The sequence below is a fragment of the uncultured Parasphingorhabdus sp. genome (genome assembly GCF_963677535.2).
In the GTDB taxonomy this organism is placed as follows: domain Bacteria; phylum Pseudomonadota; class Alphaproteobacteria; order Sphingomonadales; family Sphingomonadaceae; genus Parasphingorhabdus.
This window is the reverse complement of the sequence record NZ_CAXXUT010000001.1, coordinates 1,024,065-1,050,705: the sequence shown is the minus strand read 5'-3', so window position 1 is coordinate 1,050,705 and position 26,641 is coordinate 1,024,065. Positions and strand designations below refer to the sequence as shown.

Annotated in this window: 21 protein-coding genes and 1 tRNA gene; 15 read left to right on the top strand and 7 right to left on the bottom strand. The window is 55.0% G+C overall.

What is annotated here, in order from left to right:
• Window positions 1-48: 48 nt before the first annotated feature.
• Together ACHZCJ_RS05005 and ACHZCJ_RS05000 are read left to right on the top strand one after the other, a co-directional pair.
• On the top strand, window positions 49-636 hold the full coding sequence (locus tag ACHZCJ_RS05005; protein WP_321324417.1) for a TetR/AcrR family transcriptional regulator: 588 nt from the start codon (window positions 49-51) through the stop codon (window positions 634-636).
• Window positions 637-1,131: 495 nt separating this feature from the next.
• A complete protein-coding gene (locus ACHZCJ_RS05000) occupies window positions 1,132-2,595 on the top strand; it encodes an FAD-dependent oxidoreductase (RefSeq protein WP_321324415.1) in 1,464 nt (487 codons plus the stop codon).
• A 120-nt stretch (window positions 2,596-2,715) separates the two neighbouring features.
• On the opposite strand, the gene ACHZCJ_RS04995 is transcribed toward ACHZCJ_RS05000, so the two are convergent.
• Window positions 2,716-4,401, bottom strand: a complete 1,686-nt coding sequence (locus ACHZCJ_RS04995) for an FAD-binding protein (RefSeq protein ID WP_321324412.1) — start codon at window positions 4,399-4,401, stop codon at window positions 2,716-2,718.
• A gap of 60 nt (window positions 4,402-4,461) precedes the next feature.
• Between ACHZCJ_RS04995 and ACHZCJ_RS04990 the strand changes: the two genes are divergently transcribed.
• Entirely contained in the window at window positions 4,462-5,781 is a 1,320-nt protein-coding gene (locus ACHZCJ_RS04990; RefSeq protein WP_321324410.1) for an aromatic ring-hydroxylating dioxygenase subunit alpha, read from the top strand.
• A 248-nt stretch (window positions 5,782-6,029) separates the two neighbouring features.
• Here ACHZCJ_RS04990 and ACHZCJ_RS04985 read toward each other — a convergent pair whose 3' ends face one another.
• Both ACHZCJ_RS04985 and ACHZCJ_RS04980 read right to left on the bottom strand, forming a co-directional pair.
• Window positions 6,030-6,911, bottom strand: coding sequence for a cyclic nucleotide-binding domain-containing protein (locus ACHZCJ_RS04985; RefSeq protein WP_321324408.1), 882 nt, complete (start codon window positions 6,909-6,911; stop codon window positions 6,030-6,032).
• Entirely contained in the window at window positions 6,908-7,774 is an 867-nt protein-coding gene (locus ACHZCJ_RS04980) for a WYL domain-containing protein (RefSeq protein WP_321324406.1), read from the bottom strand. The genes ACHZCJ_RS04985 and ACHZCJ_RS04980 overlap by 4 nt, the downstream gene beginning before the upstream one ends.
• A 103-nt stretch (window positions 7,775-7,877) precedes the next feature.
• Here ACHZCJ_RS04980 and ACHZCJ_RS04975 point away from each other — a divergent pair, with 103 nt between their 5' ends.
• From ACHZCJ_RS04975 to ACHZCJ_RS04965, 3 genes are all read left to right on the top strand, one after another.
• Window positions 7,878-9,467: a hypothetical protein gene (locus tag ACHZCJ_RS04975; RefSeq protein WP_321324404.1), complete on the top strand. Its 1,590-nt coding sequence runs from the start codon at window positions 7,878-7,880 to the stop codon at window positions 9,465-9,467.
• Complete coding sequence (locus tag ACHZCJ_RS04970) at window positions 9,464-10,255, top strand: E2 domain-containing protein (RefSeq protein ID WP_321324402.1); 792 nt, start codon at window positions 9,464-9,466, stop codon at window positions 10,253-10,255. The genes ACHZCJ_RS04975 and ACHZCJ_RS04970 overlap by 4 nt, the downstream gene beginning before the upstream one ends.
• Before the next feature lie 67 nt (window positions 10,256-10,322).
• Window positions 10,323-11,792 carry a DUF2235 domain-containing protein gene (locus ACHZCJ_RS04965; RefSeq protein ID WP_321324400.1) on the top strand — a complete coding sequence of 490 codons (1,470 nt, stop codon included), beginning with the start codon at window positions 10,323-10,325 and terminating at the stop codon, window positions 11,790-11,792.
• 497 nt (window positions 11,793-12,289) lie between these two features.
• Here ACHZCJ_RS04965 and ACHZCJ_RS04960 read toward each other — a convergent pair whose 3' ends face one another.
• Window positions 12,290-12,820, bottom strand: a complete 531-nt coding sequence (locus tag ACHZCJ_RS04960) for a hypothetical protein (protein WP_321324398.1) — start codon at window positions 12,818-12,820, stop codon at window positions 12,290-12,292.
• Window positions 12,821-13,354: 534 nt separating this feature from the next.
• A complete protein-coding gene (locus tag ACHZCJ_RS04955) occupies window positions 13,355-14,281 on the bottom strand; it encodes a LysR family transcriptional regulator (RefSeq protein ID WP_321324396.1) in 927 nt (308 codons plus the stop codon).
• 122 nt (window positions 14,282-14,403) lie between these two features.
• Between ACHZCJ_RS04955 and ACHZCJ_RS04950 the strand changes: the two genes are divergently transcribed.
• From ACHZCJ_RS04950 to ACHZCJ_RS04930, 5 genes are all read left to right on the top strand, one after another.
• A complete protein-coding gene (locus ACHZCJ_RS04950; RefSeq protein ID WP_321324394.1) occupies window positions 14,404-15,057 on the top strand; it encodes a glutathione S-transferase family protein in 654 nt (217 codons plus the stop codon).
• 99 nt (window positions 15,058-15,156) lie between these two features.
• On the top strand, window positions 15,157-17,670 hold the full coding sequence (locus ACHZCJ_RS04945) for a TonB-dependent receptor plug domain-containing protein (RefSeq protein ID WP_321324392.1): 2,514 nt from the start codon (window positions 15,157-15,159) through the stop codon (window positions 17,668-17,670).
• A gap of 215 nt (window positions 17,671-17,885) precedes the next feature.
• A complete protein-coding gene (locus ACHZCJ_RS04940) occupies window positions 17,886-18,185 on the top strand; it encodes a hypothetical protein (RefSeq protein WP_321324390.1) in 300 nt (99 codons plus the stop codon).
• A gap of 1 nt (window position 18,186) precedes the next feature.
• A complete protein-coding gene (locus ACHZCJ_RS04935) occupies window positions 18,187-19,575 on the top strand; it encodes an MFS transporter (RefSeq protein WP_321324388.1) in 1,389 nt (462 codons plus the stop codon).
• Between the two features lie 50 nt (window positions 19,576-19,625).
• Complete coding sequence (locus ACHZCJ_RS04930) at window positions 19,626-20,630, top strand: methyltransferase domain-containing protein (protein WP_394700044.1); 1,005 nt, start codon at window positions 19,626-19,628, stop codon at window positions 20,628-20,630.
• Window positions 20,631-20,760: 130 nt separating this feature from the next.
• Here the strand turns inward: ACHZCJ_RS04930 and ACHZCJ_RS04925 are convergent, their stop codons facing one another.
• Together ACHZCJ_RS04925 and ACHZCJ_RS04920 are read right to left on the bottom strand one after the other, a co-directional pair.
• A complete protein-coding gene (locus ACHZCJ_RS04925) occupies window positions 20,761-21,543 on the bottom strand; it encodes a hypothetical protein (RefSeq protein WP_394700043.1) in 783 nt (260 codons plus the stop codon).
• Window positions 21,544-21,632: 89 nt separating this feature from the next.
• A tRNA-Pro gene (locus ACHZCJ_RS04920) sits at window positions 21,633-21,709 on the bottom strand.
• Window positions 21,710-21,892: 183 nt separating this feature from the next.
• Between ACHZCJ_RS04920 and thyA the strand changes: the two genes are divergently transcribed.
• The 4 genes from thyA to ACHZCJ_RS04900 all read left to right on the top strand — a co-directional run bounded on the left by thyA (window position 21,893) and on the right by ACHZCJ_RS04900 (window position 26,537).
• On the top strand, window positions 21,893-22,825 hold the full coding sequence (thyA, locus tag ACHZCJ_RS04915) for a thymidylate synthase (RefSeq protein ID WP_394700042.1): 933 nt from the start codon (window positions 21,893-21,895) through the stop codon (window positions 22,823-22,825).
• A gap of 111 nt (window positions 22,826-22,936) precedes the next feature.
• Window positions 22,937-24,211, top strand: a complete 1,275-nt coding sequence (locus ACHZCJ_RS04910) for a 3-methyl-2-oxobutanoate dehydrogenase (2-methylpropanoyl-transferring) subunit alpha (RefSeq protein ID WP_321324382.1) — start codon at window positions 22,937-22,939, stop codon at window positions 24,209-24,211.
• The gene (locus ACHZCJ_RS04905; protein ID WP_321324996.1) at window positions 24,208-25,221 is read left to right on the top strand and encodes an alpha-ketoacid dehydrogenase subunit beta; all 1,014 of its coding nucleotides are present in this window, start codon (window positions 24,208-24,210) and stop codon (window positions 25,219-25,221) included. The genes ACHZCJ_RS04910 and ACHZCJ_RS04905 overlap by 4 nt, the downstream gene beginning before the upstream one ends.
• On the top strand, window positions 25,218-26,537 hold the full coding sequence (locus ACHZCJ_RS04900) for a dihydrolipoamide acetyltransferase family protein (RefSeq protein WP_321324380.1): 1,320 nt from the start codon (window positions 25,218-25,220) through the stop codon (window positions 26,535-26,537). Before ACHZCJ_RS04905 ends, ACHZCJ_RS04900 begins: the two co-directional genes overlap by 4 nt.
• Window positions 26,538-26,641: the final 104 nt, after the last annotated feature.

Here is a 26,641-nt window from a genome sequence, read left to right as displayed (position 1 = left end):
ATTGATCGATTAGACATCGGTTCGTCCGAAACCGATAGATGGTATTGATTGTTGCCACGCATAGTTGATCATGATGAGCGCCGCCGACAGGTAGTCGGAATCGCCAGGGCAATATTGCTGGAATACGGGCTCGAAAAACTTACGGTAAGGCGAATTGCAGAATCCGCGAAACTGAGCACCGCTGTGATCTCGCATTATTTCGAGGATAAACGGCAACTCATGCTATTCATTTTTCTTGATACTCTGGAAATTGCGGAATTCAGGTTCGCGCAGGCCGTCGAGTCCGGGCAGTCAACGACAGCCTGCTTGCTGACATTACTGCCTACAGATGAAGAAAGTAGGAACAATTGGAAAGTCTGGATCGCGTTCTGGAATATGACGCTGACCGACAAGGAGTTTCGACAACAACAGGTGTCGAAAACTGATAACACACTCCAAAGGATACGCGGTTTGCTCGATCGCAATTCACACGCTCGGCCGCTCGATGAAGAAGAAAAAGATGTTGAGGAGCGAAGGATATTCGCAGTGCTTGTCGGCATAGCAATCCAAGCAATCCATGATCCTGAAAACTGGTCTGTTGCGCGGCAGACCCGTGTGCTGGAAAGTGAATTTAACCGTTCTACCGATCCGATTTGATAGCTGGATATTATCGGGCGGGTCCCGAAGCTTGTTTGGCGGAAAAATTCTCTTTCGCGGTAGGAGCAAGCCTATGTTCGAATACTTCCAACGATAATCCGGAGTTTGTGTCAGATTAAAATGATATCCTGCGTGTCGACCACCCACTCTTTACGGTATTGCGTTGGGGGGGGGGGGGGCAATCGCCGTATTATGCCTTCCGACATTGAACTCGAAACCTACAAATGAGTGTCTTTCCAACAGCGGCATTGGAGACTTTGCTTCGCCTCTTAGGAACCGACTCGCAAAGTGACAGTATCGTCATTTTATTTGTATCATTGTTATATTTAATGTTGACTCGACGGCTGAGAGCTATACGAAATTGAACGCGGCAAGACGGAGAGTAGCAGCAATGCAATTGCAGCCTCCGACGATGGCGCTGCCATGTTCGAACGCAGGGAAAATGCTGAGCTCTCCTGCGTCATGCGATTTAAAAGCTGTAGGAGAGTGATACCCATGACCGACCCCCGTGAATCCGCTGAAATTCTTTCCCCTTCGACAATCGACCATTGGGACGACAGCGCTGACGTTATCGTCATAGGCTATGGTATTGCGGGAGCATGCGCAGCGCTGGAAGCGCGCCGGGCGGGGGCCAATGTACTGGTCATTGAGCGCGCATCGGGCGGCGGCGGGGCCAGCGCACTCTCGGCAGGCATTTTTTATTTTGGCGGCGGGACCGACGTTCAGATGGCGGCGGGATACGAGGATACGCCTGACAATATGTTTGACTTCCTGATGGCCAGTACCGGGGCTCCGGATGCACATCTGGTGCGCCGCTTCTGCGATCATTCGGTTGCACAGTTCGACTGGCTTGAAGCTCAGGGCGTGCCTTTCAATCGAGGCCATTACAAAGGCAAGTCAGTAATCGCCCCCACGGATGATTGCCTTGCATCCACAGGTAACGAGAAATTATGGCCCTTTAACAAGATAGCAAGGCCAGTGCCACGCGGACACAAGGTTGCCAAAGAAGGCGACGGAGGCGGGGCATTGGCGATGTCCGCATTGATTGCCGCGTGTGAACGCGAAGGCGTGCGCGTGGAGGCAGACAGTCGTGTCAATGCGCTCTTCCGCGATGAAGAGGGCCGTATTGTCGGGGTCCGTTCGAAGCAGAGTGATGGGCAGAAATACTTCCGCGCGGCACGTGGGGTAGTGCTGGCAGCAGGCGCCTTTGGTATGAACCGCGAGATGGTCAGCCACTATGCCCCTCAATTTCCGGATAATTGTGAGCCATTGGGAATTCCGAACAATGATGGTGACGCCATTCGTCTTGGACAGGCGGCGAGCGCGGAATTGCGTTCGATGGATGGAATCATCGCAACCGCCAGCTTTTACCCGCCGGAGCAACTAATCAAGGCCATTCTAGTCAATAACGACGGCGAGCGATTCGTCGCCGAGGACAGTTATCACGGCCGCACCGCCCAGGCGATTATGGAGCAGCGGGGAACCAAAGCCTATCTGGTGATGGATACAGCGATCTTTGCCTATCCCGAGGTTGACCATGCTCACCACCGTCTCGTCGACGGTTGGGAAACGGTCGCAGAAATGGAAGCGGGGCTGGATATGCCCCACGGTTCGCTCCAGCGCACCGTGGCCGAATATAACGAAGGTGCAGCGCGTGGAGAAGATGTGCTTTTTCACAAGGATAAGGATTGGCTGCAACCGCTCGACCAAGGTCCCTACGCTGCTTTTGAAGTCTCCTATAGTAATTCTTGTTATTATTACATCACCTTAGGCGGTTTGAAAACCTCCTCCGATGCCGAGGTGCTCGATACCGGCGGCAATGTGATCCCCGGGTTATTTGCTGCAGGTGCTTGCGTTTCGAGCATCGCGCAGGATGGTCGCGGCTATGCTAGTGGACTGATGCTGGGACCGGCCTCATATTTCGGACGAGTTGCCGGAGAGAATGCGGCGTCTGCATAATTTAAGATCTCGAACTTCTGATGATGGCGGGCGCGTTGATGGTCGCCCGTCCGCAGCAATGCTTGAGTTGATGAAGCTGGCAGGGTCCGGAAACCGGAGCCATCCAGACACAGGCGCTCGTTAAAGAGATTCCTCCCCCGCGGCATGCTTGGCAGCAATGTACCCATAAGTCATCGCCGCGCCGATTGTTCCGCCTGCACCCGGGTAGAAATTGCCGACAACACAGGCCGAGCTGTTCCCCGCGGCATATAGTCTCGGTATCACCGAACTGTCGTCACGCAGCACCTGCGCATGCTCGTTGGTCAAAAGACCACCTTTGGTGCCTAAGTCGCCTGCCTGGATTTCCATGGCGTAGAAGGGTGCCTTTGTGACAGGGCCAAGGCACGGGTTCGGTTTATTTGCAGGATCGCCGGCATAGCGGTCGAACGCGCTTTCGCCCTTGTGGAAATCTTCGTCTCGCCCCGCTTCTGCCATGATGTTAAATCGCTCGACGGTCTGCTTAAGCCCGGCCGGATCGATCCCGGTCTGAGCAGCCAGCGCTTCAAGCGTATCCGCGCGCTTGATATAGCCCGCTTCGATGAAGCGCTCCGGCGTGATGCCCGGCAGCATCGTGCCCATGGCGTATCGGTTCCGATATTGCTGATCGAATATCATGAAGGCGGGCGGACTGGTTTGTTCATAGATGACGCGGCCCAGTTCATTATATGGCCGGGCTTCGTTGGCGAAGCGCTTGCCTCTGGTATTGACGATCAGGAAGTGCGGTAGGCCGCGCTCGAAAACATGGATGGTCGGCGTTTCGGCCCCCGGTTCCACCGATGACGGCATCCACCACATGTCATCCATCAGATCGATCGCTGCGCCTGCTGCCAGACCCGCTTTGATACCGTCGCCGACATTGCCGGGCGAGCCCGATGTAAATGCACCCGATCTCCATTGTTCGACTACTTCAGCGCCGAAATATTCTTGGCGCATCGCTTCATTATGCTCGAAACCACCAGCGGCGATCATGACGCCCCGGCGGGCACGGACATTGAGGATCTTACCCTCCCGTGTGATACGTGCACCGATCACGGCGCCATCCTTGACCAGCAATTCATCCAGGCCGGTGTTCAGCCACAGGGGCACGCCCCTTTCCTGCAAAGAATAGCGCAACCGGGCAGCAAGAGCGCCTCCGCTCGACATATGCTGACGGGACGCGAGCTTGTTCCACAGATTCCGCGGGAACATCTTCCAGACCGCCAGCAGCCCTTTCGGATTGGACCGGAAAAAGGCCAAGCGCCGCAGTTCCTTGACCGAACCGACAATGCCGCCGGGGATTTCCGTATTTTGTTTACGCAAGTGCGCATAGTCATCGAGCTTGCGGCCTGAAAAGACCTTCGGATCGATGGAGCGGCCGCCATTGCTGCCACCGGGCGTTTCGGGTCGATAATCGGGAAAGTCTTCCATCATCTGGAATTGCACTGCGCTGTTCGTCTGCATATACTCGGCCATCTGCGGTGCGTGCTCGACCAGCGCTTCGAGCTTGGCAGGCGCAACACGGTTGCCGACATTGTGCTTCAAATATGTAAGAGCATCATCTGGCGTGTCCGGGATGCCGGCTGCTTTCATCAACGGGTTGTTGGGAATCCAGGCGACCCCGCCAGACAGAGCCGTGGTGCCACCGTAAAATTCGGTCTTTTCGATCACAAGGACCTTCAGACCTTCGACCGCGCCGACGACCGCAGTGGTCAGGCCGGCCGCCCCGGTTCCCACCACGAGGAGATCAACTTCATGATTCCATACCAAATTGGCGATATCTTCCATCATTCTCTCCTCCAAGATCATAGCTCATAATTCGCGCCAAAGGTTCGGCACTAGGCTCTCCGGATGCCACATCCGTTTATTTATATCAATGTTACATTTAAGATTGACTCGGTTTTATGGCTCTTTATTAAGGGTGACAAAAATGGAGTATCAACGCCGATGAAAGCCGCAGCGAAGCAAAAACTCTACGCCGATACACAGGAGATGCTGGACCTCCGGAATGCGGGTACCGTTCGACGTGCGCGCCAAGTGGCAACGTTGGATGCCAGTAAATATACGGACGAGGTGCAGTTCGCTGCCGAACAGGAGCGGATTTTCAAGCGACTGCCCCTGATGCTCGCGGCAAGCTGCGAGTTGATTGAACCCGGAAGCTACAAGACGATGGATATTGCAGGTGTCCCAGTCCTGCTCGTGCGTGGAAAGGACGGGTTGGCGCGCGCCTTCCTCAATAGTTGCCCGCATCGTGCCAGTCCGGTCGCGAAGGGCTGCGGCAAGGCCGCACGCTTCACTTGTCCTTATCATGGCTGGACCTTCGGCCGGGAAGGCAATCTTATAGGCATTGCCGCTCGCGAAAGTTTCGGAGACATTGATCCGGACGACAATGGCCTGCTCAGTTTTCCCGTGCATGAACAATCAGGTTTGATCTGGGCCATCCTAGACCCTGACGCACCCGCTGATTTTTCGTCATTCTTGGGTGAATTTACAGAGATGCTTGGTGGCTTCGGGTTTGAAAACTGGCACTTTGGTCACCGCACCACCCTTGAGGGTACAAACTGGAAACTAGCATTCGATGCTCATCTGGAATTCTACCATCTCCCGGTTCTTCATCGGAAGACGTTCGGAACAGAAATAGCAAATGCTGCCCAATATCAATATCATGGCCCCCATTTTCGTTTACGCCATGTCGGCAAACGGAGTGAGTCGTCGGCTCCGGATAGCATCGCTTTTCTCGAGGGCCTCTCTCAGGAGGAATGGTCCACGGAACCTCTCTTTTCGGGGGAATGGATACTCTTCCCCAATGTCTCGATTAACAGTTTTTTTCAGGGTGGCCGGGGTGTGATTATTTCACAGGTGTTGCCAGGAAATTCAGTGGGTGAGTCGGTTACAATTCAGACTTATCTCCATGAGCACCGCCAAAATGACGAGGACCGCGCTGCGGGCGCCGAGCTGACGGCATTTATCGCGCATGTCGTCAGAGAGGAGGATTTGCCGATGTCCAAGGATCAGCAACATATCCTGTTGTCCGGCCTGCAAAAATCCGTTCAGTTCGGACGCAATGAAGGCGGTCTGCAACATTTTCATCGTTGGGTTCAGCACTGTATAAGCATGGATGAGACGCACCCCCTTGCCGAGCTCGTAATGTCGGCTCCTAGCATTCCATAAGCTGATCTATGGTTTAACGGTTAGCCGTCATCTTCGATTTTTTTATCGGAAGCAGGAGAATGGCAATCTACCCGATATGGGTCATTCGACGCTAATCTCCATGAATGGTCGGTTTTTGGGAGATAAGAATGAAGACCTAATGACTGCCATGAGGGCGCATTTCAGACCCGCTGCAACTGTGCCGGTTGCGGACCGTCAGGTATTGGAGCAACTCCGGGCCTAGAGGACATCTTAACTCAAGGCCTACCTCATGCCCTCTCCATCCTGCGGTGCTCGAAATAGCCAAAGAGCGTGACGATCAGTGTGCTTGCTACGATGAGGGCTATCTGGACACCGTCGCTCATTACTACGCCCTCAGAACTGATGCCGATACTGAATGTCCGCTCCTCCTGCCCGGTTTCCAGCGAGACCGACCGTTGGATACTGAATACTCCCAGCACAGCGAGGATAACGAAGCCGATCATCCGGCGCCAGAAGAATGCCGGATTGCGCGTATAGACCATGTAGGACGTCACCAGGAAAGCCCCGGTCGTCAGACCCAGCTTCAAGAACGTCTCCGTGTCAGTCCAAGTCGCAGCAAGCCAAACCGCAGCGGCCACGAACAGACCGGCGGCGATCGACAGGATAGTCCAGCCAGCCCAACCCACTGTCGAACTTCCCTTACTTTCCGCAATCAATTCCCTTTGCCTCTCTGCCATCTCCGAACGCATTCGTTCCTTCGCTTCGGGGTGCTTTTCGAAGATGTCGGTGAGTCGATTGGCGGCGACCTTCAGGGCGACGAGACCTCCCTTGCCGGCCTTGACAGTCGCGCTCCTCGGCGAGCCTCTGTCAAGCGCAGCCATCTCCCCGACCTGGGTGGGAGACTTACGGACGCGGCGCTGCCCACCGGGAAGCACTACGACCGCTTCCCCATGGAGGATGAAGAACACCTCGTCGGCGTCGTCGCCAACTTCAATGAACTTCTCGCCTTCGGATAACGATACTATCTGCCTGTTCTCTAGAATCAGGTCGGCTATAGTAGGATCGCCGCCCACGCACGGGTTGCGCAAGAGCGTATCGCGGACTCGGCGGCCGTTATTGGCTTGGAAAGCCTCAATCAACGGCCCGCCTTTTTTGCTGAGGAATTTCACGATCTTCTCTCGAGGTTCTTCTCGACCTCTTGGATGTTCGCGATCGCGAGGCGGAAACTGCTGACATTGCGCATGGTTTTGCCGCGCACTGGTCGCGGGTCGAAGCCGTAGTGCCTGAGATAATAGTAGAGCATCGCCTTCCGGACGGTCAGGTCCATGCGGCCGTCATCCATGCCGTATTCGATCTCGAGCCTCTCGCGCTGACGGTCGCCCAACCCGTCTTCGGGTTGTAGCTTTACCGTGACCAGTGTATTCCACGCCTTGTCATCCGGAACCGCCTCGCCGCCCCCTTCACTCACCGCCACGGCGTCCAAGCGCGAAAGCACGAAGTCGGAGTGCCTCTCCTTGTCTAGATCGTAGGCTCTCGCGTGCCAACGATGCCCGTCGTTCGCCAAGGCATGTGGCGCAATTCTACGTACCTCCTCGTCATCCGAACTTAGCGAGACGTACTGCATCTCAAGGATGCCACCGGTCTCGATCGCAGACAACATGAGCTGGAGAGTCTCGCGTGCGACTGGCCGAGTTGTCGTCGTCATCGTCTCGAACTGCGGCACGGGGTCGGGCCAAATCTCGCTACGGTTGCGATAGTCCGCCGCGCAGAGCTCGAGCTGGGTGAGGTAGTCCAGCGGTGATCCTCTCGTGAGCCTCGGTCTAAAGCGCTCGTCACGTACGTAGGTTCGCTGCCTGGGGTCGTAGCGAAGGTTGCGCGGAGCGAGTTCGGAATACTCGCTAAGGTCGTTGGTCGCCTGCTGCGGCGAGATCGAGAACTGGTCCTGCAGATCGGCACGTCCGACACGGCCACGCCACGTTAGCTGGAACTCTATGAACTCCAGTCTCCTCGCGTTTTTCCGCCCTTCGAGCATCCCATCTTCCTCCCATTCTCATACTTTATAGCATATTCCCTTAAAGTGTGGTAGTGCTATTTTTTAGCAGCACTGATGATTCGCTTTGGACAAGGAGATTCGTATGGCCTGGAAATACCCGATAGCGGTGAGGCGCGTGCGTGACCTCATCGAGGAGGCTCCCGTGATATCGGTCAGCCGCTTCTCCGACGAATATCGTCCTCTTTACGAAGCGAGGATGGCGAAGACGCTCGCCGGCTCCGGGGCGGTCTCGCCGCCCTTGTTCGATCTGGACAAAGGCGAGGCCGTCCTCGCCGACACGGTCCAAATCTACATCACCATCACGAACTACGACGACTACAGGATGGACGAGGGTCGCGAGACTGAAGCCTCGCATGCTAAGGCGCTAGGGTTCCTCCACTTCTACTACAGCACGTGCGATCGCGTGACCGAGCGCACAGATGCGCAGCGTGTCGACTTCCATGGCGCGAGGATGCACGCCGTCGTTCTTAACGAGGACGGCGTCGAGGGACGTCCGGCAGCGATGCGCAGGGCGCTGCGATTCGTGCGCGAGTTCGAGAGGGTGGCCGAGGAGGCGAACCGGGAACTAGCCGGAAGCTCCTTTGACGCCCGCTTCCGTGTTGGTATCGACGTCGGACCGTGTGTGGCGATCAACAACGGCACCGGTCTCGAGCAGGAACCGATGTTCCTCGGCAGTCCTGCCAACCACGCGGCGAAACTGACCTACGGCGACGAACCCGGCATATTCCTGTCGGCTAGGGTTCGCGCCGCAATCGGATTGGCGAATGCGTCCGTGCTTGACGACTGGTCAAGTGTCGACGTCGAAGTCATTGATCGGATGTTGGAAAGCTCCTTTCCCCTCGTCACCGAAGTGGCGAAGGCCGCAGAGCGACGCGGCACGATCAAAGAGTGGCGCGAGCAGATTGAGGCGAGGAGCGTTCCGGACCCGACCCAACCAAATTTCGAATTCCATCGCTGCTGCCCTCCACTGAGCGAGATAGACTTTGCCGATCTTTCGCCTTCGAACTCGGTCAGGATGGACCTCGCTTCGATGTTCGCGGACCTTTCGGGATATACCGCATACATCGATGCCGCGATCGAGAAGGACGAGATCCCCGCGGCGGTGCGGGCGCTCTACGTCATCAGGCAGGAGTTGCAGAACGTCGTCGAGGAGGACTTCGGAGGACGCAAGGTCCGTTTCATCGGGGACTGTATCCACGCAGTGGGGGCTGAAGGCACTACCCATGAGACGGATGCCCGTGCGACTGTCACCGCTGCGGTTTCCTGCGCCGGAGCGCTCCGCTCCTCTTTCAAGATCTGCCGGCAGGAGTTAGAGGGTTTGGACTCGCTGGGCCTGTCCATCGGTGTCGAATACGGCCCCACTCCCATCACTCGTGTCGGCATCCGTGGTGTCAGGTCTGTCCGCCTAGCCTCGAGCAAGGCGACTGCCATGTCGGAGAGCATGCAGCGTGGCTGCGACGAGGATCAGACCCTGCTCGGACCGGTGGCCCGTAGTCACCTGCCGCGGCAGATCGAGGATCTTGTCGACGAAAACGCCAGCGCGGGGCAATTGACATACGCAGACGTCGCCACGGCGATGGCTACCTCACTAAACCTCTCGACCCCCGGTCGGGTACCGAGGGCACATGTTGTGAATTCGACCGCGGTGCCCAAGGCCCACATGACGTCGTGACGACGTTCGCGCTCATAGAGGGCACCCGACCGAGATGGGCCACTGTCGAGGGACTCGCTTCCGAACGCGAGATCTGCGCCACACCACCGGAGCGTGACGGCACTCCGGGCCGACTGGACTACCAGCTGCACGTCAAGCACAGCGGTCGACACCTCGAGGTCCGGGAGGCCGAACCCGGTCGTAACATCCCCGCATTCTGCGCGGAGCGGCATGTGAACCCCGATGCGACATTCTGTCTGTTCGTAGGCTCGCATCGTGCACCGGTGACGGAGGACGAGGCGATGATGTGGTGGGAGGGTCTGCTGGCTTTTCTGCAGCACCAGCAGTTCGCTGATCGTTTTGGGCGATGGCCACTGGAGGCGCAGATGTCGCACGGGAAGGCGGCCGGACCGCAGCTGCGTATAGACGAGATCGCTGCACGGCTGGGTTGGAGCACCGAGATTGCCTCGTCCATGTTCCGAGAGGACGGCTGGCTGACGGGCGAGCTGCCCCGCCTCGTCGACAAGGGAAGGCGGCTGGCTAACGCTCGCACGGCCTGCCCGCGCGGATGCCAGCGGCTCCATGCACCCTTCTCGCGCCGATCCTGTGAACGTCGGGCCTGTCGCGACGATTGTCGTCACGAACACTACCCGATGCTCAGGATCGACTGCCCGAACCGCTCATCGGTCGAGGAACTCGTCAGGCTGGAGCATGTCCGACGCCGGCACGAACGAGCCTTCGTCGAAGAGCTCCGAACGCAGAATCTGCAGTGCTGCGGCACGATGCGCGAATGCCCGCTGGCGGCATGACGCGGCTGGTGGAGAAGGAATGCTCTCGCACGGCGGTAGGGGCAGGACAGAACGGGATGGAACCGATATGACGAAGAACATACTGATATTCTCGGATGGCACTGGCCAAATCGGCGGTCTCCGACCTGACCAGCGTCTCTCGAACGTCTACAAGATGTATCGCGCAATGAGGTCGGGGCCCGACTCTCCGATCGATCCGTCGCGGCAGACAGCCTTCTATGACCCCGGCCTCGGAGCCGGTGAGACCGGCGGGCTGACCTTCCGCAGGACGCGCAACTTCCTAGCGGCGGCGGTCGGCACTGGGATCGATGAGAACGTCATCGACTGCTACGAGGCCATTATTTCGCGCTATGAACCTGGCGACCGGATCTATCTGTTCGGATTCAGCCGCGGAGCTTACACCGTTCGTTCCCTCGCCAACGTGCTTAACCTGTGCGGTGTGCCCACGACGGACGGTCGGGGTACCCCAGTCCCTCGGCACGGACCCGCGCTGCGCAAGATCGCCGGCGACGCGGTGCGCTACGTCTATAATCACGGTGCCGGCCGGAAGAGGTCGCGCTTCGAGCATCAGCGAGAGAGCAAGGCCGAACGGTTCCGTCGCCGCTACGGCTCGGAAGGCACCGGTGCGGATGGTGAAGGACAAGGCAACGTCCAGCCCTACTTCGTCGGTGTGTTCGACACCGTGGCTGCGCTCGGAAGCCGAACCGCATCGATCCTGGCCATGATCGGCTTCCTCGCCCTCCTCGGTGTCGCCGTTTTCACCTGGTTCAAGATGTCTTGGTTGGTCGGCGCCCTTCTCGCATTGCTGCCGGCGGTCGGCCTGTTCTGGGTCGCCCGAGCATGGGCCAGCCAGTTCAAATATTTTCTCGAGGATCCAAATCGCAGGCTACGTTTGTGGAATCCGGTCGACTGGCTCACCGGGATCCGCGTCGGGCACATGGCATGGTGGTCCGGCAAGCACTACGACCGATATATCGATCGGGAGGTGCCGTTCCTGCGGCACGCGCTCTCGGTCGACGAGGACAGGCGCAAATTCCCACGCGTCGGCTGGGGAAGGCCGGTCGACCTAAAGTGGCATGAGGACCGCGGGCGGAAGGACTGGCTGAAGCAGGTCTGGTTCGCCGGAAACCATTCCGACGTGGGCGGCAGCTATCCGGAGAGTGAGTCCCGACTGTCCGACATCGCGTTGCGGTGGATGCTGGAAGAACTGGAGGTCGCGTCACCCGGCCGGGTGCAGGTGAGAGATGATCTGCTACGGACGTGGCCCGATCCACGGGGACTCCAACACGACGAACGCCGACGCGCCCTCGACGTACAGCCTAGTTGGCTGCGCAGGTTCACCTATGAACGTCTGACGTGGAGCAGGAAACCCCGCTACGTATACGAGGAGGCTGATCTGCATTCCACCGTCGTTGATCGTCTCTCAGCAGAAGCGGTCCCACATGCCGACGGGACGAGGCCCTATCGTCCTTCCAATCTCTGCGACCATGTCGATGCGTCTCGTTTCTACAATGAAGGATTGGGCGATGACGTCTAGGTCACGTGGCCTCCATCCCAGTGATCCTAAGCGGACGGTAGCTTTTGGGTGGTAAATGCAGCAACTTGAATGGCCGCTATGAGGGCGCAATGCGGACATGAGGCGACTTCACCAAATATCTATCATTTGCGTAGGTGCAGACGGCGATAATTTAGTATTTGGTCTGTCACTATGATTTTTCTGATCGGGCTTCCTTTATAGCGATTGGCACCCCACTGGATGGCACAAGCTTTAAAAGCAGCGCCTGATAGGCGCCATCCGGGTACTACGGGCTAAATCCTCCTAGGACTTCCATATATCTCCTTATATGCAAAACCAGCCGTGGCTTTTCACCTGCAGGCTCTGTTATCTTCAAGGTATGCGCGTTCGGGAATGTTTGAACGAAATCCCTGGCGCGGACGTTTACGATAGGAACAGATCAGATGACCCCAGCACAACGCATCAGGCTTGCCCCGAACCGGAACACCAGTTCAGGGCAAGCTATTTCAAGACAAGTTTTACTGTTCCAGTGACCAGCCATGCTCGTCGTCAAACGTCACGACACCGGCGGGTCCGAACTCCAGCATGCTGTTCAGGTTTCTGATACGCTCGGCAGGCAGATCGGCAACTCCGTTCGATATTCGAAACAGCTTGGGCTCGCCCTCGACCAATGTGACGCTGTTTATGTAGATCGCATTGGCAATATCGGAATCGGGTGCAATGATGAAGGTCTCGGACCCTTTCACTTCCTCGATCCTGAACAGTTGTAGCGCTGGAAGCTTCGCCACATGACTGACCCATCCGATAACATGACTGTAGCTGGCCATGCCCACCGGTGCGTATTCGAGCAGGTTATGGAGGCCGTCGGGCATTTCATCGGCGATGGTTTCATCAACCCTTGCCAGCGTGAAATCATTGCCTTCCGGATTATCCGGCCTGATAAGCTCGAAAACCACTTCCGCTGCGCGCGCTTCGGAGGGGGCGAGGATATAACCCTTCACCGCGCCGCTGACGCGTTTGATCTCCAGTTGGTAAAGCTTCATTCTCATGCTGTTGCATCTCCTTTGCTGTTTAAGATGTGCACAGCATAGGTGCATCCCGCGGTGGAAGCGGGTGGCTTCGTGATGGGTTCGACAGGTCTGACGGCCAGGTTGACCGGTCAACGGCGGTCAATTTTGCTTGTCGACAAGAAATAGCGGTTTTCTGGTAAAATCTGGCTTCCCCGGTGAAGGGCAGAACAAAGGAGCCGAAATCGATCAATGTCCGTATAACATTCGTCAACTTATGGTTTTGAAGCACACATCGGCATCGAATGATAAGAATGTACCACTACCACTGCACAATGTTTCGAACCAATTACTGAGGAGTAATCGTTAGGACTGGCGCTTTCTTGATTTGCCGACATGGCTGTAACCATTACCCTAAGAAAAGAGCTGCGTCACTTCGGGGGTGACGGTCAGGCCCATTCAAGCTTGAAAATCCATCTGATCACATAATTTTTACAAGATTGCCAGTATCGGTGTCGTCGACTTTCTCCATCAACATTAAAGATAGAAGTAGGCGCAGTTTGCTGCCCGGTTCGCTCAATCTCGCGAATCCAGAAAAGTTTGTTCGTGGAAAAAGCATCGTAAAAAATAGTCTACGCTTGGAGGCATCGAGCGGTTTTTGGCCCACGACACGCCTTTGATCTGATCCCAGTGCAATTCGGGAATGTCTAGCGATGTCAGTAGCCCAGCGTCTATTTCCGCTTGAATGCTTTTCACTGGAAGCATCGTCAGACAATCATGACTTTGGAGTAATGAATGAGTAATCGCCAGCGTCAAAGTGTTGACTGATGCACGGGGCGCGGTGAGACCGTGCTTCTGGAATAGAGCTGACCAGCCGGGCAGAAAATCATCCAACGGTCCCCCGCTTACCCATGGATATTTGACGAGATCGGCAACGTCAGGCGCCTTGAGTTTCGCAAGCGGATGTTGGCTCGAGCAAACAACCTCGAATCGGTCTCGCATGATTTCTTTGTGGTTAACACGCAAGTCGGATCGGTTAAGTGGCAATTGACTGAAGATGAGATCATGTTCGCCATTGAGCATGGCATCCAGATTGACGGTATACCCTCCCATTTCCACGACTAGCGCAAAATTGGGATAAGTCTCGCGTATCCGGCGGTGTGTTTCGAGTACGAGCTGGTAAGGGAAAGTGGCTCCAATGACGATCGAAACCGATCCGTTGTTAAGATCGGCAACATCGTGCAATTCGCGATGTAATCGGGCACTTTCAATACCGATTGTTGTTGCGGACCGAAAAACAGCTTCGCCGAATATAGTTGGTCCTATCGGCTTGATACTGCGGTCCAGCAGCGGAGTTTTCAATTCTTCCTCAAGTTTTTTTATCGCAATGCTCAGCGCTGGTTGAGTGATGTGCAGGGCTGCGGCTGCCTTGGCAAAGCTTCCGCATTCCACAACCGTGGCAAAATATTTCAGTTTACGAGAATCTAGGATATCCAATGTCATTAAAAATAATTTATCAAATTGATAAGAAAATACAATTTGTTTTATTTTCTATGATGCGTCAGTGATATGGCTAAGGTTCTGGAATGTACATTAATAAAAATAATATCGGGGGTATAAATATTATGAATGAGATTGAGTTGTATAGTTTTGATACATGCCCATATTCTCAACGTGTTCAAATAGTATTATTTGAAAAAGATATAGAATATTTGAAAACTAATGTTAATCTGAGACCTGCTGATGATTGGTTTAAGAAAATTTCTCCATATGGGGAGGTGCCGGCGCTGAACTATAAAAGTTCGACAATAGTCGGTTCGACGATCATCAATGAGTTCTTGGAGGATTGTTTCCAGAATGTTTCCTTGCTGCCTTCTGATATCACGCGGCGAGCGCAGGCGCGGTTCTGGATAAACACTTGTGACAACCGTCTCATGCCAGCTTGCCATGCGCTGATCCGTGACCGCCGTGATGCGGAAAAGCAGCTTTCCAATCTCGATCAACTTGATGCTGAATTGATTCATCTAAGTGATTACATTGAGGAGTCGGGCGGACCGTATTGGATGGGTGACCAATTCTCGCTGGTCGATGCGACATTTGCGCCCTTTATCGAACGCTATGTTTGTTATCAGGAATTATGGGGTGCGCGCTGGCCAGAGGAGGCTTCGGCACTCAAGGACTGGTGGGTTGCCGTTCAGCAGCGCGAAAGCGTGAAGGTTTTTGCTCGGGACCGGGATTTCCACATCGACATTTATCGCGGCTATGAAAAGGCTGCATAGAAGCATCTTGTCAGGCGGTATTTTTCCGAACTGCTAAATTTCTGAAAACATGGGTGAAATTATTTGAGTTTTGTAACTCAATATTGGGGAGTTTGTGTCATGAATAAGCGTTATTTTCTTCATACTGCATCATTTGTTGCGGCATCTATACTTTTAACCGCTGGCTCGTCTATTGCCCGCGCCGCAGTTTCAGATAATGTTGAAGATGTTGAACAGTCAGGTGACGATGTGGTCGCCGAGCCGGTTCGCGCTCAGGAAATTGTCGTCACCGCACGTCGAAGAGCAGAAAATCTGAGCGATACGCCATCGGCGCTCTCGGTTTTTACATCGGAATCGATTGACCGGCTTGGTATGACGACGCTCGAAGATATCACCGTGCGAACGCCGGGGGTCCAATTTACCGAGCAGGCAACGCTCATTCCTGGTCGCGTAGGCACTGCAATCCGCTTTCGGGGTATGGATACCAATCAGGCGGTGCCGTCGCAGCAGGTGGGGACGATCTTTCTTGACGGCATCTATGTCGCGACCGGGGTTCAAAGCCTCGATCTGGACTCGCTGGAACGCGTCGAAATTATCAAGGGCCCTCAGTCCGCCACATTTGGTCGCTCAACCTTTGGGGGAGCAATCAACTATGTGATGAAAACGCCGGGATTTACGCCCAAGGGGCGCGTTAGTACAACGCTCGGGGAAGATGGTCTCTATGATGTCGCGCTTACCCACGAAGGGCCGCTCTTCTCCGACACGGTTGCATATCGTATGAATGTTCGCGGATTTGGAACCAATGGTCAATATCGGTCCATCGCTGACGGCGGGCGTCTCGGGCAGGAGCGGACGCTTACCGGTAGCTTGACGCTATATGCCGAACCCACACCGGATTTGCGAATGACGGTGCGGGGTTTTTACGGTGAAGACAGAGATGGTCAGAATGACGGAATTTTTCTTGGCTCGTCCTTGGCTAATTTCGGCGCCGGTCCGGGGCTGGCAAATTGTAACACATTGATTCCCAGTCGTGTCGGTGTGGTACCGGATTATTTCTGCGGAAATGTAAACGAAATCGTTGATGCTGCTGGATTCAGTTGGGACCAACTGGTGGGTGGCAGCACTGTTCTCACGCCTGCACTGATTGACATCTTTTCTGCAGATACAGCCAATGGGCGTCCCAAGGTCAGCAATGTGCCCCGCCGCACTTCGATGGGGCTGAATCGCGATCAGCTTCGTCTATCCGGCTCGCTCGATTATAATCTCAGCGGAGCGAGCGGATTGTTGGAGAACAGTAATATCAGTTTCTTGGCGGGATATAACCGCGTAGCGGTGGATTATATTCATGACTTTGACCACGCGCCTGCAGCGGCTTGGCTTGAACAAGATCCGGCTTTCGACGAAGACTATACATTGGAAATCCGGTTTTCCACCGATGAAGACCGGCGGCTGCGCTTCTCGGTAGGCGCAAGCTTTCTCGACATTCTTCATGTCGAGGGCGGCAGCGGCGGGGTCCTAGTCTATGACTATCTCGCACAACAGGGGGTGCCAACGCCATTCGGTACGCCAACGATCGAAAATCCGATCGTCGTTTATAGCGCAGATCCTACGCGCGAAACAGGAAGCACGCTGGGTATTTTCGGGTATATGGGCTATGATTTTACCGATGACTTGACACTCGACTTCGAATGGCGGTGGCAGCGCGACAAAATCGCCCAGGGCGACGGCTTTGAAGCAACGTTCAAGAATTTCCTGCCGCGCGCCACACTGTCTTATACTCCGTCTTCAGACAGTAAAATTTGGGCAACTTATTCAGAAGGAAACCTCCCGGGGTTCTTCAACGCCGCCATTCCCGGCTTGTCACCGTCTGAACTGGAGGATGTGAAGGCTGTCTTTGGAGATGTCGGCACTTTCAACGATGAGGAGCGGCTGAAAAATTACGAAATTGGATGGCGTCAGTCGCTGTTCAATCGCAGCGTCAATTTTTCGCTCGTCGGCTATTATATGAAATGGACCAATCAAAAGACACGATCGGGTGTGCTTGTTACCAATGACACCACCGGAGCGAGCCGGGTATTGACACTGCAAACCAACGCCGGGAACTCGAAACTGTGGGGCGTGGAATTCGAGACGGCATTTCAAATTTCTAATCAACTGTCTGCTACGCTGTCCGCAAATTATGCAAGAAGCAAATATATCGATTTTACCTGTCCATTCGCCAATGTGGTTGTCGGCAATGTATCCGGACGCGCAGATTGCGCCGGAAAAACATCTCCCAAATTCCCACGTTGGAGTGGTGCTTTTTCTGTAAACTGGGATGACCAGTTGAACGCCGATTGGGATTATTTTATCGTCTGGGACGGCAATTATTCTGGCAAGTCCTATAATGAGGAAGCCAATTTATCCTATATAGGCAATACCACCAGAATGAATTTGCGGGCCGGTATCCGGTCGGAAGATGTTCGGTTAGAATTGTTTGTTACGAACTTGCTCGACAATGACGATCTGTTATCGGCAGCACGAACCGGCGATTTCTCGACTTCATCCCTATTCGGCTTTTCCAGTAATTTTGGTTTGATTGTCACTCCTCCGGAAAAGCGGCAAGTTGGGTTGAAAGCTGTGTTTGATTTCTGAGGATAAATATCCGTCCTGCCGGTCGTTGTTACCGGTGGGCTGGGCGTAGGGACGTGCAGGCTTCGTTCATAGAGCTTTCCGATGACAATGCTCAGGACACCACCCCCATGTTCCGACAGATTTTATGTGGTTCCGCTGGGGTTTTGTCGTAGGTTCTAACTTTCAAGGACTTTCGGCAACATGGCGATTGATGAGAAGCCTCAAAAGGAAAATTTGTGCAGACAATTGTTGAAATTATCGATGAAATCAACGCGGGTACGGAAAAGTCCGATGAGCTGATCCCCGCTCTGACCACGGAGGTCCTGCTTTTGGCGGAGCAATTGTGCGTTGAGCGGGATCGGTTTGATGTGGCGATCAGGCTCGCGGAAAATGGAGCCAATGTGACCGGGCGTAGCGTGGCTGAATATGTATTTACAGACAGTGATCTGGATCAGCGGCTGGCTGTGCACACCGCTTTTTACGAACAAATTTTCAACCGTCTGAGCGCGGCGATCAACGTCGATCAGGCGGAATGACATGACCGAAAAGACGCCGAGCGGAAGCGCGAAATTACCTTTTGCACTGGGATTGGGCTGGGGTATTGGCACGATCAACATCGCCATTTTGTTCAATGTGAAAAATGTGCTGCTGCTCAAGTTTCTGACCGACTATATGGGAATAGCGATTGTTCTGGCTGGCAGTTTGCTGGGGATTGCAAAACTTTTTGACGCTGTGACCGACCCTCTGATGGGGATGATCAGCGACCGCACCCGTTCTCGGATAGGTCGGCGCAGGCCATATCTGTTGCTCGGCAGTCTCATGTGCGCCGCTTCCATGCTTTTTCTGTTTGCACCGCCGGCTTGGGCCATCGGTTCGCCCGTTTATGTGCTGTTCGGCTTGCTATGGTATTCGGCTGCTTACACGGTGTTCAACGTCCCCTATCTCGCGATGCCGGCGGAAATGACGAAAGAATATCACGAACGCTCCTTTCTCATGTCTTTCCGTGTTGCGGGCATTTCGGTCGGCCAGCTATTAGCCATTGGCTTTGGACCGGTTCTGGTAAGCTGGTTCGGCGGTGGACTGAATGGCCATGCGGCCCTGGCTTGGGTTTTGGCAGGGCTGGTTCTCGCAGCTGGTCTCACAAGCTATTTTTCGACGGCAAAGGCGCGGTTTACCAAGCGCGAACAACGGCGATACAGTCTGTCGGAGCAGTTTCGGGCAATTGCTCAGAACCGGCCCTTTCTGTTGGTGCTTGGGGCGAAATTCTGTGTGTTGACCGGCACTGCTTTTTTTCAGTCGGCGATCGCATTCTATATGACCACCAACCTCGGGTTAGGCTATTCCGCGCTCGGACAATTGGTGACAGTCATGACGATTTTCGGGCTGTTGGCCCTGCCTATTTGGTTAAAGCTTGCCCGCCGGATCGACAAGCGAAAAACTGCTGCGCTCAGCCTGTTCTTCTATGCGGTGATCACTGCTTCCTGGTTTTTCGTCGAAAACGGTGACCCGCAGTGGATGCTGCACGCCCGGGGCGTGCTGATGGGCATATCCGCCAGCGGCTTGACCCTGATGCTGCAATCGCTGTTGCCGGACACAATCGCATTTGATGCCGCGCGAACCGGGGAAAATCGCGAAGGGATATACGCCGGTGCTTATACTTTTGCAGAGAAAATCGCATATGCCATTGGTGCCGCAATTACCGGAATTTTTCTGGGCATGATGGGCTATATTTCAGGCGCTGCTGCAACTATGGCGCAACCGGAAAGCGCATTATTTGCAATTGCCTTGAGTGCGAGTTTCATTCCGGCAATATTGTTCATTGGCAGTATTGCTTTCCTTTACTGGTACCGGTTGGACGAAAAGCTACTTGCTACTTTCGACAATCCGACCACCGGTTCTGACTTAAAAACAAGCGGAGCAATCTGATGGCGCGCGACGATATACATTCCCTGCAACCCAGAACTGATGCCGAAGGCATGAGCAGAAGGCTCGCGGTTCTGGCATCCAAAAAGGGCGTGAACAATATTTTGCAGCAAAAGTTGAAATCCGCGTTCGATGATTTGGGCGAGCAGGCGCCGGAGCAGATTGAACAGACAGCGGCTTTCAGGCTCTGGTCCGGGTTCAACGCAGCCTCACAAAGCCGTATGTGGCGGGTTCTGGCGGAGCAAATCGATCGTGACTATGATCGTATTCATTCGGTCAGCGCGACGGTGGAAAGCCCGCCCGTGGAACGCTCTGGTACTGAAATCCCGGCATATCAGTTTCAAACCCATATTCACGGCCAGCCCGGCGGCTATATGCTGGAGCGCGCGGAAGGCGATATTGCGGCCGGTATATTATACGAGGCCGGCGGTAATATTTATGCGCTGGGGCAGGGGATCGGTAAATCCGATTCCAAGGGCCAACGGCTGATCGCCTATATCCGTGACAATTTTCCCGATTTGAAACCGCTACGGATATTGGAAATGGGGTGCTCGGCCGGTGGCCAGACCGCAGATTATTCTGATGCTTTTCCCGACGCAGAAATCCATGCAATCGACCTGTCTCCGGGTATGCTGAATTATGCCCGTGCCCGGACGACGCTGGTCGGTGGTAATGTGCATTTTCATCAGGCTGATGCAGGGAACACAGGGTTCGAGGATGATTCGTTCGATCTGATCATCAGCCATAACATGTTTCATGAAGTCGCTGCGGAGCACATGGGCGCGATTGCGCGGGAATCCTTCAGGCTTTTGCGTTCTGGTGGCCTGTGCATCCATCAGGACGTACCAATCCAGACCGGCCGTCTTGACAATTTCATGCGGTTTGTTTCCGCATGGCAGAGAGACTATAATAACGAACCTTTCTGGATGGATTTTTCTGATGCGGATATACCGCAAATGCTGATTGATGCAGGATTTGAAGAAAATAAGGTTCATATTGAATATGTTCAGGCAATAGCCGGACCAGTGCCTTGGTATGTCGTCAGCGCTAGTCGGTAAGCTACTTTCTTGTCGCGTTCGTTCAATCTTAGATGGTCGACTAAATGGCCCCTAGATTTCTGGACATCTTCTTGCCTAAATTTAAGGTAAGGAGAAGAGGACGAGCAAGGTAAATTGCAGCTTAATGCTCTCAACTTAGGTCGGGCCGTGCTATGTCGTTCCAGAACATCTTCGCTGCTTGCGTCATAGAACGCGACATTACCAGCCGTCTCGAATCCAATCTTGGATCATCCCGAAGAGTGAATTTGAATAAGTAATTCGGATAAGCAATCTGCATAACTTTGAACCAATCGAGATGAACGGCTCGAGGAATGCGGCTATTTCCACGCACATCGTGGCCGGCCGATTTGGCTAGTGCGTTCTCGATTTTTCTTCGCTCTGCCGCATCGTAGGTGGCAATTGCCCCATGCATGTGGAGGTGGGTGGGCGTTCCTGAGTTCTTGCTGTGGCCTTCGATGACAAAAAAATACTCTCTGCCGACGCCGATTGACCGCGAGAGGTGCTTGCGGACACGTTCGGACAAATGGGGTCTGACTTTTCCCTTGGCGACAAGTTCTAACTCGAGACCTGGATGAAGGTTGATGTTGAACGTAAGAAGATCCCATTCATTGCACACAATGGTAGCCATGGTCACCTTCATCCATTGGGACAAGTCTTCCCATTGTGGCATTGGTTTACCGTTTCCCTGTTTGCCCAACGGAAATGGAGTCAAATCCCATGAAGCTGGTTTGTCCTCCTTCCCATAGAATACTGATAGTGGTTCAATTGCTTCTCCAAACTGAGCGTGTCGCCTTTCTGCTTCAGTAACCAGGAGCCGCAGTTTTCTAACGATCTCGCGATCGCGTAAAAGACGCTTCGCTTCACGTCCGCGACTCCGCCTGTGTCCGGTTTTTTGATTAGGTCGCGTTGCCATGGGTTTACCCACAACTGTTACGCAGGACTGTTACGAGGCGCATTTATTATATTTATCTAACTCATTGTAATATATGGATAAACCTAAATTGGTCGGGAAGAGAGGATTCGAACCTCCGGCCCCTGCGTCCCGAACGCAGTACTCTACCAGACTGAGCTACTTCCCGATCCGCTTATTAATCCGCTGCTGCGGATGCGATATATTGCCTATATGCCAGGATGATTTGCGGTTCAAGCCATCCTCAGCCTGTCTCGAACAAACAGTACCGATAATATCTCCCGCCGGATTGGGTTGAGCATATCAGCATTGCGGTCTAGCGTTTGCCGGGCATTGGTAGGAGATTGATGGTTTGATTCCCGGACAGCATTATGAGCAGCAATATCTCGATCTGATGCGGCAGATCTGGACGCAGGGGGACGAGCGGATTGACCGCACCGGTGTTGGCACGCGCGCGATTTTCGGGGTGACGATGCGTTTTGACCTCGCCGATGAGGCAATTCCCTTGCTCACTACCAAGCGTGTGTTCTGGAAGACGGCGGCTCGGGAGATGCTCTGGTTCCTGACCGGAGACACCAATATCCGCGAGCTGGTAAGGCAGAAGGTCCATATCTGGACCGACTGGCCGCTGGACAAATATCGCAAGGAAACCGGCGAGCAGCTGGATCGCGACACATTTGAACAGCGGATTATCGAGGATGATGGTTTCGCTGCAAAATGGGGAGATCTGGGGCCGGTCTATGGCAAGCAATGGGTCGACTGGCCGCGCTATACACCGGCGGGCGAGGGACTATATCGCCGGCAGGAAAAAGGATTTAACCAGATTGCAGCCCTGATCGAGGGTATCAGAAACAATCCGGGGTCCCGGCGCCACATCTTTACCGGCTGGAATGTTGCCGAGCTGGACCAAATGGCTCTGCCACCCTGTCACAAGACCTACCAGTTTTATGTCTCTGGCGGAAAATTGTCGGGACTGCTCTATCAGCGCAGCTGCGACCTTGGTCTTGGCTTTGCTTTCAACGTCTTTTCTGCCGCGCTGCTGATCCGCATGATCGCGCAGCAATGCGATCTGGAACCGGGGGAACTGGTATGGAATGGCGGGGATGTCCATCTCTATCTCAATCATGCCGATCTGGTGGAAGAGCAGATTGCGCGTACGCCATCCGGTGCCCCGAAACTGAAAATCCTGCGCAGGCCCGATTCGATATTTGATTATGATATCGGTGATTTCGAGGTCCAGGATTATCGTCCCCAGGCGCATATTTCCGCGCCGGTAGCCGTCTGACCGGCGAAAAGGGCAGGGAGATTGACCTAATTTGGGTTTTGTAATATTGTAACAGCCGGTTGAACGAATATTGCAGCGCAGCAATTGCGCGATTCTTGCTGGAGAGGCCCGATGGCTGACGACAATATACAAAGCAATTTGCCGCCGCTGACATTACATATACCCGAACCGAAATTCCGTCCGGGCGATACGGTCGACTATAGCGATCTGCAGATTCCGGAAGCCGGCGCTCAGGCAAGGCCGGACATCAATAGCACGCCAAGGGAAATGCAGGACCTCGTTTATGACATGGTTCGCGTCCTTGACGATGATCACAAGGCAGTCGGTCCGTGGGATCCGAAGCTGGATGACGAGATATTGCTCAAGATGCTGCGCACGATGGTGCAGGTACGGACCTTTGACGACCGGCTGCACCGCCAGCAGCGACAGGGCAAGACCAGCTTCTATATGAAATGCACTGGCGAGGAGGCGACCTCGGTTGCCGCCGCCATGGCCTTGCATGGCGATGACATGTGCTTCCCGAGCTACCGCCAGCAGGGCATTTTATTTGTCCGCGGCTATCCGATGATCGAGATGGTCAACCAGATTTTCTCGAACAAGGCAGACAAGCTGAAAGGGCGCCAGCTGCCGATCATGTATAGTTCCAGCGAGCTCAATTTCTTTACCGTATCCGGCAATCTGACCACCCAATATCCGCAGGCCGTGGGCTGGGCGATGGCCAGTGCCAGCAAGGGCGACAACCGTATCGCCGCGGCCTGGTGCGGTGAGGGATCGACCGCGGAAGGTGATTTTCACGCAGCGATGACCTTCGCCGCGGTCTATAACGCGCCGGTGATCATGAATGTGATCAACAATCAGTGGGCGATCTCGTCCTTCTCCGGCTTCGCCGGAGCAGAGCGGACGACCTTTGCGGCGCGCGGTGCCGGCTATGGCATTGCCGCTCTTCGCGTCGATGGCAATGACCCGCTGGCCGTCTATGCCGCTACCAGCTGGGCAGCGGAGCGGGCGCGGACCAATCAGGGGCCGACCCTGATCGAGCATTTCACCTATCGCGCCGAGGCCCATAGCACTTCCGATGATCCCACGGCCTATCGCAGCGCGCAGGAGCGCGAGGAATGGCCGCTCGGTGATCCGATCATGCGGCTCAAACGGCACCTGATCCGGCGCGGAGTGTGGAGCGAGGATCAGCAGGAAGCTCTGGATGCCGAATGTCTGGAAGCGGTCAAGGAGACGGTCAAGGAAGCCGCCAAAAACGGCATATTGGGTCACGGTCTGCACCAGCCGTTCGAAACCATGTTCCAGGACGTATTCGAAGACATGCCCTGGCATCTCAAGGAACAAGCCGAACAGGCCAATAAGGAACGGGAAATCAAATGGCCGTCATGAATATGATAGAGGCTATCAACAGCGGTCTCGAAACGATGATGGAACGCGACGACGATGTCGTAATCATGGGCGAAGACGTTGGCTATTTTGGCGGCGTTTTCCGCGCGACTGCCGGCCTGCAGGAAAAATTTGGCAAGACGCGCTGTTTTGACACGCCAATCTCGGAATGCGGGATCATCGGCGCGGCGGTGGGCATGTGCGCTTACGGCCTGCGGCCGGTGCCGGAAATCCAGTTCGCCGACTATATCTATCCCGGAATGGACCAGCTGATCTCCGAAGCGGCGCGGCTGCGCTATCGTTCGGCGGGCGAGTTTACAGCGCCGCTGACGGTGCGGTCGCCCTTTGGCGGCGGCATTTTCGGCGGACAGACGCACAGCCAGTCGCCGGAGGCCATGTTCACCCATGTTTCGGGGTTGAAAACCGTCATTCCGTCAACGCCTTATGATGCCAAGGGGCTGCTGATCGCGTCGATCGAGGACAATGATCCGGTGCTTTTTTTCGAACCCAAACGTATCTACAACGGGCCGTTCACCGGCTATTATGACAATCCGGTTGAACCCTGGTCGAAATTTGCCGAGGCCGAAGTGCCGGCGGGCCATTATACCGTGCCGCTGGGCAAGGCCAATATCGTGCGCGATGGCGATGCGGTGACGGTTCTGGCCTATGGCACGATGGTCCATGTCTGCAAGGCGGTGGTCGAGGAGCACCAGATCAACGCCGAAGTCATTGATTTGCGGACGCTTGTGCCGGTCGATATCGAGACGATTGAGCAGTCGGTGAAGAAGACCGGACGTTGTCTGATCGTGCATGAAGCAACGCGGACCAGCGGCTTTGGTGCGGAGCTGTCGGCGCTGGTGCAGGAACGCTGTTTCTATCATCTCGAAGCGCCGATCGAGCGGGTCACCGGATTTGACACGCCCTATCCGCACAGCCTGGAATGGGCCTATTTCCCGGGACCGGTACGGATCGGTGAAGCGCTGGAGAAAATTGTCAGGGACTTGAAATCATGAGCAAATATACATTCAATCTGCCTGATATTGGCGAGGGTATTGCCGAAGCGGAAATCGTCAAATGGCATATCAAGGTCGGCGATGTCGTGGCCGAGGATGACCAGCTGGCCGATGTCATGACCGACAAGGCGACGGTCGAGATGGAAGCGCCGGTTTCCGGCAAGATCGTTGCTATCGGCGGGGAGGAAGGCGACATTATCGCGATCGGTTCGATGCTGGTCGAGATTGAGGTAGAGGGCGAGGTGGATGCCGAGAAACTGGAAGAGTTGGAAGCATCCGATGCCGTAGTCGATAGCGCGGAACAGGCTAGGCCTGCCTCTATAAATGACAAGCAAGATATTGAAAATAAAGAAGAAAAAACTTCTGTTTCAACAAATCCAACAGCTCGGACCGAGACCGAGCAGGTCGCGGATGCGCCCGTGGCCTCAGACAGTCCCGCAACCGAAAATGCCGGGCAGAAAGTGCTCGCCACGCCGGCCGTCCGCAAACGTGCCGCCGATCTCGGCGTTGATCTCGGCCAGGTCAAGGCGCAGGGCGAGCATATCCGGCACAGCGATCTCGACGCCTATCTGAACTACGGGTCGGGGCAGGGCTATCGTCCGGCCGGATCCGTGCAAAAACGTGACGATGAGGTGATAAAAGTCATCGGAATGCGGCGCAAAATTGCACAGAATATGGCCGATTCGAAACGGAATATTCCGCATTTCTCCTATGTCGACGAAATCGACATGACCGAACTGGAGGATATGCGCGCCGATCTGAACGCCAATCGCGGCGACCGGCCGAAACTGACCATGTTGCCGTTGATGATTGTCGCGATCTGCAAATCGCTGCCCGAATTTCCGATGCTCAATGCGATTTATGATGACGAGGCCGGAATCGTGACCCGCCATGGTGCGGTCCATCTCGGCATGGCCACGCAGACCGGGCAGGGGCTGATGGTACCGGTGCTGCGCAACGCGCAGGATATGAATGTCTGGCAACTGGCGTCAGAAATAGCCCGTCTGGCAGCGGCAGCGCGCGACGGTACGGCGACGGCGAAAGAGCTGACCGGTTCGACCCTGACGCTGACCTCGCTCGGCCCGCTCGGCGGCATCGCGACCACGCCGGTGATCAACCGACCCGAAGTGGCGATTATCGGCCCGAACAAGATTGTCGAGCGCCCGATGATCATCGACGGCGAGATTCACGCGCGCAAGCTGATGAACCTGTCGATCTCCTGCGATCACCGCGTGGTCGATGGCTATGATGCAGCCAGCTATGTGCAGGCGCTCAAGCACCTGCTCGAGACGCCGGTCTTGCTGTTTGCGGACTGAAGAGGGCGAGCGAACCGCCGTTCGTCCTGAGCCTGTCGAAGGACAATGCGCGCCGATAGGTACACTTCGACAAGCCCAGTGCGAACGGAATGGGGTAAATGCGG